The organism is Chitinophaga silvisoli (assembly GCF_003412465.1).
Taxonomy (GTDB): Bacteria; Bacteroidota; Bacteroidia; order Chitinophagales; family Chitinophagaceae; genus Chitinophaga; species Chitinophaga silvisoli.
The window spans coordinates 1-13,935 of sequence record NZ_QTJV01000029.1 but is presented as its reverse complement, the minus strand read 5'-3'; the positions used below and the strand labels follow the sequence as shown (position 1 = coordinate 13,935).

Genomic DNA, 13,935 nt, shown 5'->3' with positions numbered 1-13,935 from the left:
ATTGAGGAGCATAAAAGTAACGAGAGGTTAAAAGAAGAGAATGAAGAATTGAAAAAGAAGGTTGACAAAATTATGTCGTTACTCGAAGATAAAAGATGATTTCTTTGAAGATGAATGAACCGTTAGGAACTTAACGAAGTTTAATGCCTGACAGTGTACCTTGATACATGTCAGAATCTGCTGCGCATAAGTAGATATACATACTCTGCTTTCCAAAAGGAGCATGAGCGAACCGCCGGGGTTTTATACTAGTGTATATTTTGACGATAAAAAGTATATGGTTGACTATAATACTTGCGCTCCAGGTAGATTAAAATATGTTATAAATTGCACAGGTGACCGATCATCCTAAACACTTTATTATTTTCCCATCAGTAGAAGTTGCTATGATGTATAAAGTTGAGTATATCCAACGTTATAATGGTAACTGAGCACGTTGGGGGTTGCAGAAAAAGCTGCGCAGGATAATTGCAGAACTAATGTGATGAAGATGAATACAAGAATAGTCGATTCGATACTGAAGGCCGTACTAATATTGATACAAATGTATATAAAACATCTACTGGTCTAAATTATAAATTGTTATGAGTAAATATTGGTTTCTATTTTTTTTCGTTGGTGTTTGGGCATGTAATGAAATGCCCAAAGATAAAAAAGCTGATGTGGTAAATGATAGCGTGCCTATCGCAGCAACTCAGATTGATTCCGTTCCTACAAAGCCGAATGTTACAGACGATCAGCCAGGTAACCACCCGGTCACTGATTGTGATGAGGCACTAAATTTAATGTTTCAAACAAGCAGTTACAAGCCAGATGGTAAGTATAAGCTGTCGGATTATAGAATACATATTAATGACCCAGCTGATGCCGACGACCCATCAATTGGAATTCAGATTTATTTTGTGAAGAACGGTGATAGTTCTATAGCAGGTGTACTAAATCTTGATTTGCAGGTAGGTAAATTATTGGACTTATCTCCTCATTTGGATCATCCTGTGGAGCTTACTTTTGATTCAAGCTATCTTAAAATAATACGGAAGCGATGTGGCAATTTGCCGCCAGGATTGTTTTGATTTTACTTGAGAATGTTCAATGGTCTTTATCCGCCTAATGAAGACCTGATATTTCAATGACTGTTAATAGTTGGAAATTGAGTAGTAATCTGTGCGTTATTGAAAATAGTACATTAAAGTTATATTGTTTATTATTTTCGATTGTTGGGCATATGAGTCTACAATATTTCCAAATCATCTAAATGGGAACAGCCGGATTATTTAACCTGGCTGTTCCTATTTAAGAATCAATAATTAGTTTATCCATATGTAAAGATTGGGGAATTGATTTTTCCCCCCAACGACTTCTTAGCTCACCTTTTTCAATTTAATGACAAGTCCCTCAAAGTTTACAAATTCCACTTAAACCTTTGATTACGGATTCGTTGAAACCAGTCATGATAGCTTTTTCTTGTAAAATGAGGCCTATTATCAATATTATAGGCATGGGCTCTTGCCCGTACCGTAATAGGCCAAAAGCAGGTTCAGGGCCTGGAAAATGTTTATACCCTTGAGGGCTGGTTAAAAGGCATCAATAGTACTGCTTGCACATCATCCTTCGATTATGCGGGGATGTAGCTTCCGGAAGCCAGATTGCCAAAGACATAGTTGGTTGCTAACCATTATTATGACAATAGTGATTACAAGACAGTAAATTCATCAGTTACACAGTTTGCTGCTGGTGTTGGTACTAAGGCGTTTATTTAATGGCAATATTGCCGCAATGAGCAAGAACAGGCTGTATGGCAGGTTCAAGGCCAGAAGGATATATAATGGGCCAGGCATTGAATGAACTTTCCGGGAAACGAATTAAATTCTTCCTGAATGGCGATAAGTCAACTTTTGATAACTATCCAGAATACGGCTTAGGGATAGGTGAAACTGCCGATAATCCGACAGGGGAAATCACTCAGAACCTTCATTTAAAAGTTGGATTTCTTAAAATTGGCAGGGATGGTACCCCTAGGTATTTAAAGGACAAAACTCATACAGGTAATTTAAAGGTGAATAGAGATGATGCTCCAGGTATTCAGCCAACTCTAAAAACCTTTAAACCATCTGTGAATATTTCAGCAAAAAAAGGATAATATGAGATTTTTAATTTTGACTATATTTTTGGAATGTATATGTTGTATAACAATACAAGCGCAGGTTATTCCAGGAATGCCGGATTTACCGGTAATTTCAGCAGAATCGGATGGGCCAGGCTCTGTGGTTGGTATAGATCCAGGAATCATTAATCCAGATATTCCTCCTGCTTTTCCAGGAGGAACGGACTCTCTGATAACCTATTTAAAACGGAATTTAAAATTACCAATTCTGAAATCCGACAATAAAAAAATCTACGGATTAATTGTTGGTATTAATATTGATTCATGTGGAAATGTAAGCGTGGCACATACATATTGGGAATCGGATGAAGAGTGGGCAGAAATGGCTAAACGAATAAAAGGATCGATAGCTCGAATGCCAAAGTGGATTCCAAGGATGTCGTACGATCGGAAACAGAGGTTAAAGTCTTTTGAAGCATTTGAATTCTTTGCTCAGAATAATCATCTTGTAATTGAGATTTACCAAAAACATCTAAAAATATATTAGAACTGATTTCATAAATACCTGCTGGGAATAATTTAAAAAAAGCGAGATGGACAAAGGATTCGTAATGCTCAATAAATCTATCATAACGGGTAATTACTCGTTTGAGTTTATTGAGTCCGGTGAAGAATCGTTCAATCTTCCATCTTCTTGTACCGTCTTAGTTGCCTTCCATCTTGAGTAGCAGGTTTTACCCTGTTATTCTTGTGGGGAGCAATCAACTCAATTCCTTTCAACGCAAGTTTTTCATTGGGTGGATCACTGTCATAGGCACGATCCCCGATAATTCTTGTGGAATGACTATTGAAGAACTGTTCCTTTAATGATAAAATTGGATGAAAAGGCAAAGATCAATCCTTCAATTTTAAATATAGGTAAAAGAGTTTCATTAGCTGATCCAAAATAAATATTTATGAATTTTGTAGAACGAAATGCAAAAAGAGGATTTGGTCAACCTGTTATTACAGGTCGAGGATTGACGGTATTTAGTGTGGTTTCATTTGCTTATTATAAAGATGACATGAATTTTTTTCTTAATGAGTTTGATCTTTCTAAGGAGGAAATGAAATCTGCAATACTATATTGTAAAAATAAACAGTGCAAGTTAATTGAAAGTCCTTCTGATCATTATTGTGTTGGCTGTATACTACGAAGTATTAGTGAAGGATGGAATTCTATTCAGGATGATTTTATAGAATCAGATGGTATTTCTATTTCTAAAAATAATGGTACGATCTATTTAGGTACTAAAGAGGAATTAGAGGATGATGAGTTTGGAGTCATGGGGTGGGTACTAGCAGAAGCCGTAGAAAAAAAATGGTTATTATAAAGACGACTATAGTTTTGAAGCAATTGATATTTTAGTTGCAATAGTTAAGATTTTATCTGACAGTCGGGTTTAATATTTTTAGGCAGCTGGCATATTGTCCAGCTGTCTATCGATTAGTACGCCCTTAGAATACACTTATAAGCATGATACCACTTCTATCGTCTATGCCTATGATGCAGCTGGTAACCGGATCAGTAAGTCAGTGATCAGCAAGACGAAGGATACAGTTCAGACATTTTATGTACGCGATGCTACGGGAAATATACTGAGTACCTATACTTATCGGGATACATCAGTTAATAGTGGCCAGTTAAGTCAGATAGAAGCCAATTTGTATGGTTCCAGCCGTTTAGGAATGACAACATTGGCAACTAATGTACAGGATGCAATACCCACACCGGCTACTAGTATTATAGGGTTAGGTTACGGGGAAAAAATTACATTTACAAGAGGAAAGAAGTTCTTTGAGTTAACGAACCATCTGGGAAATGTGCTTGCAACGGTTTCTGACAGGAAGATTGGCGTGCCCCTTGATAGTTCGAGGATAAGCAGTTATAATCCAGTTATCAACTCGGCCCAGGAATACTATCCTTTTGGTATGTTGATGCCTGGAAGAGGAGGGCATATAGGCACAGGAAAGAATGTTGCGGGTAGTACTGTTGTAATGAATGGAGATACCATCCCTGCGACCCTGACAGTTACCCAGCGTAGTAATAATACTCCGGGAACTTATATGGCTACGCAGATAATAAATTTTGAAGGGGAGTTTTCAAGTGGAACAGCAGATGAGTTTACGACGCTTTTTGTAGATCAGACGAGTGCGGATCCAGGGACTGAAAGTGGAATAAGTTATGGTATAGCAGCGAAGGGGTATAGGTATGGGTTTAATGGGAAGGAGAATGATAATGAGGTGAAGGGAGAGGGGAATGAGCAGGATTATGGGATGAGGGTGTATGATCCGGGGTTAGGGAAGTTTTTGAGTTTGGATCCGTTGATGCATTCTTATTCTGAGCTAACACCGTATCAATTTGCTACAAACACACCTATACAAGCTATAGATCTTGATGGAGCAGAGACCGATTATCAACAGATAACCCATGCATTGTTGCGACATGCTGAATTAAAAGTAGCCAACGATGAAGTAATTCGTCAACAAAAGATTGGGACTATTACTGCAACTAAGCCTAATTGGGCAGATAAATGGAGAAGTTGGAATGATAGCAAATCGCCAACTCATACGTGGGCGATTCTTTCCAGACTAGCATATGTAATGCTTAATGACACAAAGATTACATATACAACAATATCTGAGGGTAAAAACAGTGCTAGAGGTTTAGATAATGTAGGTATTACTAATTATAAAGAAAGAGTTGGTGCGGGATTAAATACGCTCGTTAATATTGGTCTGCCAATATTAAAAGCGGGTTCCCCGAGTAAATTACAAGAACTTGCTGCCGAGGTAGAACAATATGCAGCAGAGTTAAGGGTTGTAAAGAAAGCTCCAGCAACAATTGTCGGAGTTAGATTGCCAAATGGCGTGAGTACGATTGCAACTAGCGGAAAAGTTCCAGGTAATATAGCAACGGCATTAGAAGGGGCTGCAAATGACATTGGAGGAGTCGGAACTAAGACTGCAGCCGGCAATACAATTGGCTGTTGTGCAGAATTTCACGGAGGTAACGAATTACTTCTTCAATACCCGGAATATGGATTAGGAGATTTACAATTTACTCCCGCAATTAGGCCGCGAACTGGAGAGATAATTCCAATGTGTGCTAATTGCCAGGCAATGTTCCCCCCTGTAAGCCAAGGGGCAACTAATATTGTTACTCCGCCACTATTGCCTAGTTCAATGAGAATCGTATTTAATAATCAAAATCAATAAGAATAATAATCTTGTAAAGTACTAATTTATAATTATGAACTATTCAAATGAAACTTTTTGCGGAGAGGATATTGATTGGTTTTCTATTGATATAGAAAATAAAATCGCTTTTTTTGCATCTGGAGGGGGAGCCGTTCCGTGCTCAATAGATCCGGAAGGCAATGAATTACTTTCACATTATTTTAGATCCCTACCAGAGATAGAAGACAATGAAATTATAATAAGTCCTGGATTAGGGAACTTTAGAAAATTTGATTCTCCCATGCAAATGGAACGTTATCTGGAGGACTTTATTTTTATGGCCAAGAGAGGTTTATACGCTTACGATAAAACAGAATTAGGGATTTTATTAGATCCCCTTTATCACTTAGTTGTAGCTCCAGGTATAAAATTGTGCAGTCATGATTTCCCTGAAGATGTTTACATTCAGATACGAAAGACTGAATATTCTGGCACCTTTAAAGATACTTTAGCAATTAACTTATCTACTTTTTAGATATCAAGGAATTGCATCATAATTAACGAGATCCGTGAGATGCACCAGTAAAACCGGACAGTCAATTTGCTTAACTTTACAAATCAATGACAACGAAAAAGACAAAAAAGACACGTAGGAAGTATGATGCCTCTTTCAAGGCAGAAGTGATTAAAATGTTATACTCAGGACGTTCTATTTCTGATATAGCCCAATCCATGGGTATTGGGGAGAATCTTGTCTATCAATGGAAGAATGCAGATATGGCGGCCAGGCAGATGTCCAGATAAGGCGGCCACGATGTATCAGGCCAACCAGACTTATTATCGGAAAATGAGCAATTGAGGGCGGAATTACGTCGCACAGAACAGGAACGCGATATCCTAAAAAAAGCCCTGTGAATTTTCAGCCGGGGGAATCAGTAAAGATTTTTGCATTTATTGAAACTTTAAAAGGCCAATATCCGCTTCAATTGCTCTGCGATGTGTTGTCATTAAGCCGAAGTTGTTATTACGAGTGGAAGAAAAAAAGCACCTATCAATCAAACGCTGACAGCAAGAGGCTGGAGGAGCAGATAATAAGCATTTTTAAAGGGAACAGGCGTCGAAACGGTACTCGAAGGATCGATCCTTAAAGCCCTTCACCAGGAAGGCGTTAAAACGAGCGTTTTTAAGATCAGGAAGACGATGTTGAAGAACGGATTAAAAGCAATACCTGGCAAATTTCTTTATTGACAAATGAAAAGGCAAAGGAAACTTGGACTTTCGGTAAACCTTGGTGGGGGAAAATAGCAAAACGTACAGACGACTTAAATTAATTTGAGAAGAATGTTGCGGGTAGTACTGTTGTAATGAATGGAGATACCATCCCTGCGACCCTGACAGTTACCCAGCGTAGTAATAATACTCCGGGAACTTATATGGCTACGCAGATAATAAATTTTGAAGGGGAGTTTTCAAGTGGAACAGCAGATGAGTTTACGACGCTTTTTGTAGATCAGACGAGTGCGGATCCTGGGACTGAAAGTGGAATAAGTTATGGTATAGTTGCGAAGGGGTATAGGTATGAGTTTAATGGGAAGGAGAATGATAATGAGGTGAAGGGAGAGGCGAATGAGCAGGATTATGGGATGCGGATGTATGATCCGGGGTTAGGGAAATTTTTGAGTATAGATCCGTTGACTAAGAAATTCGCGCACTATTCACCATATCAATTTTCAGGCAATACTCCTATTCAAGCTATAGATTTGGATGGGACAGAAGATGTACATTACATATTTATCTGGTTAAAGGCAGCGTCTGGAAAAGAAACGATATTAAAGGTAACCGGCTGGATCGAAGGAAAAGAAACAGGAAAGGTTGATGAACAAGGTAGATCAGAATATGATCGGCCTTATAGAATAATTGGGCATTATCCCGCGAGTGCATTTGGACAGACAATATTTGTTAATGCGGCGTACAACTCAGAGGCTGATTTTAGCCGTGCAAAAGCCTCTGATTTTTATTCCTCGGCCATTTTAGAAGGTTCGGGAAAAGGAGCAGAAATCGCTAATGATTTTGGTTTTGCTTTAAGTATGGGATATTTTGGAGCAAGCCTTGGAAACCTATCTAAACAGCTAATAACAGAATATGTTGAGGCTAAAACAGCTCAGTATGTAAACTCTGTTGCGGAGAAGTCTATTTTAAATCACTTGGTAGAAGAGAATATTCAGAAAACATTTCAGACAGCAGGTGTAAATGCTAATGTTGTAGCGCATGGCACCCTTACATATGAGCCAATAGCTGGCGGTATGGTAGGGCATACAGTTCCATGGTCAGCAATGACACAAGCTGAGAGAAGAGCTTTTCAGCATAGTTATACCAGACATTCAGCAGAATTGGGGCTTCCTAATTGGGCTCAATCCAGGGCAAGCGAGTTGCAAGGATTATTTAATAATGCAGTTACTAATATCCGCACAGCTGGGGAAGGAGGTTTTTTTAGATCAAGTGAACTAGTAAATGGCGTTAAAACTATAGTTAATAGAACACAACCCATTATCGATGGACAACAGTATTTTTATTATGAAACGATTGGTGGTAAATTTATAAGTGCAGGTACAATGCCATAGTTAATTTAAAATTATATTTTATGCCACAATATATTGATTCTTATTATTTAGTTGACAGTAGGTCTCCTAGACTTGTTTATGATTTATTTGCAAATTATGATTTTGTAAAAGAAGAATTAGCGGATGATTATCCTGTTCCTCAATATTCTTCTGAACCAACTATAATATTTTATTCAGATGCTGAATTACTTAATTATATGGAAGAAAATTCCTACTGTGAATACATAGTATATTGGCAGAATGTGGTTGAAAATCCGGTAATTAATCAAGTAACGTTATCATATACAAATGACGGGAAGATGATTTTTGGAATATCAATTGTTGGGAGAGAGGTTGATTCAGCGCAAAGCATAGCAGTATTTAAGGATGTTAAAAAATACCTAAATGCTAAAATAGCCTGCATTACCGGTGAAGAACCTCCCCCAGGAAATTCAATTGAATTCCTTGAATTTTGTAGTGAAAGATATATTCCGGCTGATTGAGTTCTCTTCAACCAGATTTCTTCTTTCAATAATGTGCCTCGTTTTGATAGGTACATTATCATTTCTGGAAATATGATCCGCGAATTGGAAGACGATGGAATTTAGATACCAAGCCTTCAGTTGATATAAGTCTATATGGAATATTTTAAATAATCCATTAAAGTATGCAGACCCTCTCGGAGATACTTCGGCTCCATTGACAACCTTTGAACTCCAACGGATAGCACGACCATACGCCGGGACGAGAACGGGTGTTAGATTTACTCAGCGTAGTAATAATACTCCAGGAACTTATATGGCTACGCAGACAATAAGTTTTGAAGGGGAGTTTTCAAGTGGAACAGCAGATGAGTTTACAACGCTTTTTGTAGATCAGACGAGTGCGGATCCTGGGAATGAAAGTGGAGTGAGTTATGGTATAGCAGCGAAGGGGTATAGGTATGGGTTTAATGGGAAGGAGAATGATAATGAGGTGAAGGGTGAGGGGGATGAGCAGGATTATGGAATGAGGGTGTATAATCCGGGGTTAGGGAAGTTTTTGAGTGTAGATCCGTTGACTAAGGATTTTCCGTGGTACACACCATACCAGTTTGCAGGTAATACACTAGTACAGGCGGTTGATTTAGATGGTAATGAAGAGCTACACTATACAATGACTCTCAATAAGAATGGATCTACAACTTTAAAAGTTGACAGATATTAAGTTCTTCTATGAGCAGAATTGGTTTTCAAAAGCCATGGGGATTTTTGATGTACGTAGTAATGCTGATAAATTAAGAATACCAGAACGTGCTGTAGTTCATTATACTAATACTAATACTAATAAAGATTACTATATTGGATTTAGGGGATCTAAGGGGCGGGGAAATGAGGAAAACATGTGGTTATTTAAGTCTATGCGTAGAAACATGGATGCGACTTTCTTTACAGAAAATTTTTATAGTGAAGATCAGTCTTATAGTATAGAAGCTTTCTCCATGGCCGTGCATATACAGGATAATACGGCATTGTACGGACCATTGACTGAAAAAGCGTGGTATTCCAATGGATCAGCTCCGCGAGGAACTCTTAAATTTGCCTCGAAGATAAGCGAACAGAAACAGAAAAGGCATCTGGAGCGCTCTGCGGGAGCGGATAAGTCCTATTTGAGTTCGGTGGAGGATGCACAAAAAGTTTTAGATGCATACAATAAAGGTCAATATACATTGATTAGTGAAGATGCACGACAAGATAGAAATACTGTTACTATACAAGTAAATAAAGTTACCGGTATGTATGTTAATATAGGTAATCCTAACGGTTTGCCAGATATAAATGTTCCGACAAATGAATTTATGATTCAATCTCCTCAGGCCCCAAAAGTGGTTCCTGTAAATCCTAATAAAGGTACATACTAATGAAATCGTTAACATATACTGAATTAAGATTGTCTGCACAAAGTGCATTGCTGTTTAATATATTAAGCTGTGTCCGATTTATTTTCATTGAGAATAGAGAAGGAAAGATTATTTTATCTGTTTATACAGATCGGGACTTGTCCGATAGTGAAAAGGAGCTATATTATGAATCTCTAGGTGAGATACTAGGAGATTTTACAGACTTGGATTTTGAAGGGTCAATGACCTTGATCGAAGTCACCAATAAAGAGGCAAGAGAAATAGAGGGCAGAGGTGTATTGGTCTATGCTCGATATGAATGACTCCTTGAGAGCGATTATTAATCCATCTGAAGCCGGAGATTCTAATAATGAGAACTACTCTAGGCCAATGCAGGGATATGATGGCCAGGTGGTTATTATCCCAAGGTTGTTCTTGTGGAAAATATTTCACCTGTTGGTTCCTTAGTTCTTACAGCCCCAAGGACTTCAACAGTTTTCCATGAATTAGCTGAGAATTATGAATGAATAGAAGATTTGTATAAACTATGAAAGTGTAAATGTTATTAACGGTGGGATGGTTTATGATAAAATGACTGGTGCAGCGGGAATGCCACTGAACAACTATAAACAGTTGTTTGAGTACGCTGATGATTTGATATTTGAGCAAGTAAAATAATGACTGTAAAATAAAATTATGGACGTACAAGCATCAATTGATGGGCTTATTAATGTTCTTAAAGAAAGACCACTAATGGTCCTTAATGGAGATACGAGTTATTATTCGTATAAACTATATATAGAAGGTTTTTTATTTGGTCTTAGTTCAGCTTATAACATCAACTTAATTCTAAATATTACTTTATGGTTCAGAAGGAAAATAAAGATAGAAATGGATGTTTTTTGGACCGACTATATTCCTATTTACTATAAAGATGAAACCGAAGATGAGCTAAAAAAGATTTTACTTCAAACATTAAGTAATTATTTTGAGGAGAATCCTGAATGGAAAAGGAATAAAGAAGATAAATAAAGATTATAAAAGCATATGTATTAATAGAAGTGAATGCTACACTTGATAATCTTGTTCCAGAAACTAATATCACATACAGAGAATTGGTGAAAAAAAGAGCCGACTATATGGTGCACAGATTAATACAGAATGGAGTTAAACAAAGTCAGATAATTACGGTTACTCCTGGCAAATCTGAGCATAAAGTGCAAAAAATTACTGCTACTTTTAGGCCTTAATATTATTTCAGAATTAATATTCAAGATGTTAGATGGGTTTCATATTAGTAATATATTGTTAATGCTTAATTTTATAGAAATATGATAAAGAATCTGTTCTTATTTTTAATTTTTGGGGTGACTGTTGGTTCGGTAAGAGCTCAAAATGCAAAAAATCTCTGTTCACAACATATATTCCTTGATGAAATCGGATCTGGATTTTTGCTAGAAACTTCATTGGACACAACTATTATAGAAGAGGGAGAAGCTTTTTATTTGAAAGTGGTTGTTAAAAGCTGCAGAGGAGCAATGTACATTGAGAGGTATAAAATGAAAAGCAAAGCAATTGTTTTTAGTGGTAATTATCAGGATGCAATTAAGGAGGACACAGTTAATTTATGGGCAACTGATCCCGTGACATTAAATCGTAGACTGATAAAAAATAGAGAATTCAAGCCTATAAAAACAGGGACATGGAAATATTATGATAGTCAAGGTAAGCTTATGAAAATAGATGAGTATGATCAAGGAAAGCTTGTATCATCCAAATTAGTTTCTGAAGGAAATTAAAATCATTACCTATGATCTTGCAATATTATAGGTAAGGCATAAGAATAAATACCCGCTTGAAAATATTTCAGAATAGAGAAATGTTTATTTGTTGGAATATACGATAATAAAGAACCTATCAGAATGACAGTGAGGTTGGCCAAAAAAGTTGTTAAGTCCAAAACTGCTGAATAGTATCTAAGGGAGGAGATAGTTCCAATAGTAGGGGGCTGTGCTAGAAGTGCAGACCACTTAATTTTTATCAAGATGCCCTTCATCGAATATTGACTGACCAGAGTAAGTTGCGATGCAATTTCTTATTTGTTCTTTGTCAGTATCGAATCCGAAAAGAGGAATGATGTATTCTTTAGTTGAATTAGAAAGTGTTAAAATTAGCTGCAAAGAATCCATAGTATCACTTAAATAATTGATAGTCTTGAAACTTTTATCACAGTCCATGGTAAAAAGTCTTTTTTATAACTAATTCCTTCTGAGTTTAGTTTAATTGTACTTCTATTGTTTAAAAAGTTGTACCAGCTATAAATACACCCCGCCATAAAAAAAGCAATCAGTACGCATGCAGCAGGAAAGTTTGTGCTAAAAATAATCCTGGTTTTATAATATGGTCCAATAGCGAAGTATATTAGTACTCCTGTAAATGCTATTGCTAAAATTAGATACAAAAAGTTTGATTTTTTTAATGAGAGCTCTTTGGGTGACATATGGCTATATTGATAGTTATCTTTTATAATTAAGACGAATGATCAAGCTTAATTTATCATAGGTACGAAGTTTATTCAAAAAATAAAAACAAATTTTGATTGACTTGGGTTTATTTATTAGCAAATGCTTTTTGTTTCGGTGTTTTTGAACAACCCATAGATTGCGTACAGGGCACGGTTTCGGTCTTCACTTGCAGTCCGTTAATTTCATTAATCCAATGTACATGGTAGGGTCCTTAAAGATCTTTCTATCTGCCGCTTCCGATAAAATAGCCAACTTTACTATCATCATTACTAGTTTACTAAAAGTTTCCATTATGAAAGTGGTTCATTCCTTAATAAAAGATATTCGAATATAGGGGGGAGCTCAAATACATTTTTGATTCCTGGGAGAGTGGGAGTTTTGACCTGGAGGATTTTAGTAAGATAAAAAGTGATTATGTTTATGCAACTTTATTGAAGCGTGTTATTTCCGAACTGGCCTATGCGAAAAGCTTTGGAGATAAATTAAATTATAAAGATTATATTGAACAGTTTGAGAAAAAGTGGATTTATTATAATGAAAATGAGAAAGTACTTGGGCACCGGTGGGACACCAGATTTCAATTGCACCTAATATTGATAAAAAACAGCATTATAAAAGCTATTGGCCTAAAAATAATTTAAATTGTGATCCGAAAAATGAAAATATTATAATCTCAATTGAAGTGGGTAATTATATCAACGTTAAAGAAAAAAGCATACCAAATGAGCAATAGGGCTTATTCTCTAATTGTCATATTTTTAATACTTTCTATCAATCTTTTCGGCCAGTCATCTGCTGTTAGAATTATCTATGCAAAAGTCATAAATGTAGAAGGGCAGACTATATTAGACGGTGATTTTGCATTCAAAATGAGGATAGGGGTAAGGCGATACTATTATGCAATTAAGCATTTTGAAGTAGTTGATTCAAAAGGAGATACTATGTTTCTTGCTTATGTGTTTGATACCAAGAGACAATTGGCGGAAGCAGCAAATGATTTTGGGATAAAAAAAGATTCCGTATATGAATTTAGCTTATCAAGATTTAAACCTTGTAAATCAGATTTTCCTAATATGATTGGGTGCGCATATGAGGACACCTTATATATGCCACATCCCAAGTCCATTATAAAGAAATCATATGATTCAATAGATCGAATACATGATGCGGTGCATATATTCTATGATCTTTGGTTGGAATTAATTCGTTAATAGATTAATGGACAACTACCGGAATTTTCCGGTAGCTGTCCATTTTTATTATATTTAATCTACTACAGTGGAGGTAGTTCTTTCTTTTTATCCAACTGTTCTAAATTACGTAAATAAGCGTAGTGATAAATTTATTGAGAATATACACATTGAAGAACAAATTTGGATTAATGCTGTAAAAATTGCTTTGCATGAATATTTTTATATGATAGAAAAAGAAATATTGAAGGATGATACTTACAGTGATAAAATTTTGACCCGATATATCACTGTCTGGAACGAAATAAAGTGATTCAGGATAAGTTGAAACCATTCATGTCGTCGGACTTTACACAGATTCTCTGAATTCAGGTGCCTTGTTTTTCTTAGTTGGGGTACTGGTTTTATCCTTGGATGC

The 13,935-nt window shown here is 36.4% G+C and carries 15 protein-coding genes; all 15 read left to right on the top strand.

Annotated elements, in window-relative coordinates; translation table 11 throughout:
- Window positions 1–584: 584 nt before the first annotated feature.
- The 15 genes from DXN04_RS33730 (at window position 585) to DXN04_RS33640 (ending at window position 13,538) form a co-directional block, all read left to right on the top strand.
- Window positions 585–1,073 carry a hypothetical protein gene (locus DXN04_RS33730; protein WP_116857832.1) on the top strand — a complete coding sequence of 163 codons (489 nt, stop codon included), beginning with the start codon at window positions 585–587 and terminating at the stop codon, window positions 1,071–1,073.
- A gap of 722 nt (window positions 1,074–1,795) precedes the next feature.
- Window positions 1,796–2,140, top strand: a complete 345-nt coding sequence (locus tag DXN04_RS33725) for a hypothetical protein (RefSeq protein ID WP_116857831.1) — start codon at window positions 1,796–1,798, stop codon at window positions 2,138–2,140.
- A gap of 1 nt (window position 2,141) precedes the next feature.
- The gene (locus tag DXN04_RS35535; RefSeq protein ID WP_116857830.1) at window positions 2,142–2,651 is read left to right on the top strand and encodes a hypothetical protein; all 510 of its coding nucleotides are present in this window, start codon (window positions 2,142–2,144) and stop codon (window positions 2,649–2,651) included.
- Window positions 2,652–3,060: 409 nt separating this feature from the next.
- Window positions 3,061–3,477, top strand: coding sequence for a DUF433 domain-containing protein (locus DXN04_RS33705; RefSeq protein WP_116857828.1), 417 nt, complete (start codon window positions 3,061–3,063; stop codon window positions 3,475–3,477).
- Window positions 3,478–3,832: 355 nt separating this feature from the next.
- Window positions 3,833–5,362 carry an RHS repeat-associated core domain-containing protein gene (locus DXN04_RS33700; protein WP_116857827.1) on the top strand — a complete coding sequence of 510 codons (1,530 nt, stop codon included), beginning with the start codon at window positions 3,833–3,835 and terminating at the stop codon, window positions 5,360–5,362.
- A gap of 34 nt (window positions 5,363–5,396) precedes the next feature.
- Window positions 5,397–5,858, top strand: a complete 462-nt coding sequence (locus DXN04_RS33695; protein WP_116857826.1) for a hypothetical protein — start codon at window positions 5,397–5,399, stop codon at window positions 5,856–5,858.
- An 86-nt stretch (window positions 5,859–5,944) separates the two neighbouring features.
- A complete protein-coding gene (locus tag DXN04_RS33690; RefSeq protein WP_116857825.1) occupies window positions 5,945–6,127 on the top strand; it encodes a transposase in 183 nt (60 codons plus the stop codon).
- A 629-nt stretch (window positions 6,128–6,756) separates the two neighbouring features.
- A complete protein-coding gene (locus tag DXN04_RS33685; protein WP_158569308.1) occupies window positions 6,757–7,944 on the top strand; it encodes an RHS repeat-associated core domain-containing protein in 1,188 nt (395 codons plus the stop codon).
- A gap of 20 nt (window positions 7,945–7,964) precedes the next feature.
- A complete protein-coding gene (locus tag DXN04_RS33680; RefSeq protein ID WP_116857823.1) occupies window positions 7,965–8,426 on the top strand; it encodes a hypothetical protein in 462 nt (153 codons plus the stop codon).
- Window positions 8,427–8,721: 295 nt separating this feature from the next.
- Window positions 8,722–9,129 carry an RHS repeat-associated core domain-containing protein gene (locus tag DXN04_RS33675; RefSeq protein WP_116857822.1) on the top strand — a complete coding sequence of 136 codons (408 nt, stop codon included), beginning with the start codon at window positions 8,722–8,724 and terminating at the stop codon, window positions 9,127–9,129.
- The gene (locus tag DXN04_RS33670) at window positions 9,116–9,823 is read left to right on the top strand and encodes a polymorphic toxin type 50 domain-containing protein (protein WP_116857821.1); all 708 of its coding nucleotides are present in this window, start codon (window positions 9,116–9,118) and stop codon (window positions 9,821–9,823) included. The genes DXN04_RS33675 and DXN04_RS33670 overlap by 14 nt, the downstream gene beginning before the upstream one ends.
- Complete coding sequence (locus tag DXN04_RS33665; protein ID WP_147320152.1) at window positions 9,823–10,125, top strand: hypothetical protein; 303 nt, start codon at window positions 9,823–9,825, stop codon at window positions 10,123–10,125. The genes DXN04_RS33670 and DXN04_RS33665 overlap by 1 nt, the downstream gene beginning before the upstream one ends.
- A 373-nt stretch (window positions 10,126–10,498) precedes the next feature.
- A complete protein-coding gene (locus tag DXN04_RS33660; protein WP_116857819.1) occupies window positions 10,499–10,834 on the top strand; it encodes a hypothetical protein in 336 nt (111 codons plus the stop codon).
- A 299-nt stretch (window positions 10,835–11,133) separates the two neighbouring features.
- Window positions 11,134–11,601, top strand: a complete 468-nt coding sequence (locus DXN04_RS33655; protein ID WP_116857818.1) for a hypothetical protein — start codon at window positions 11,134–11,136, stop codon at window positions 11,599–11,601.
- A gap of 1,448 nt (window positions 11,602–13,049) precedes the next feature.
- Window positions 13,050–13,538, top strand: a complete 489-nt coding sequence (locus tag DXN04_RS33640) for a hypothetical protein (protein ID WP_147320151.1) — start codon at window positions 13,050–13,052, stop codon at window positions 13,536–13,538.
- Window positions 13,539–13,935 lie beyond the last annotated feature (397 nt).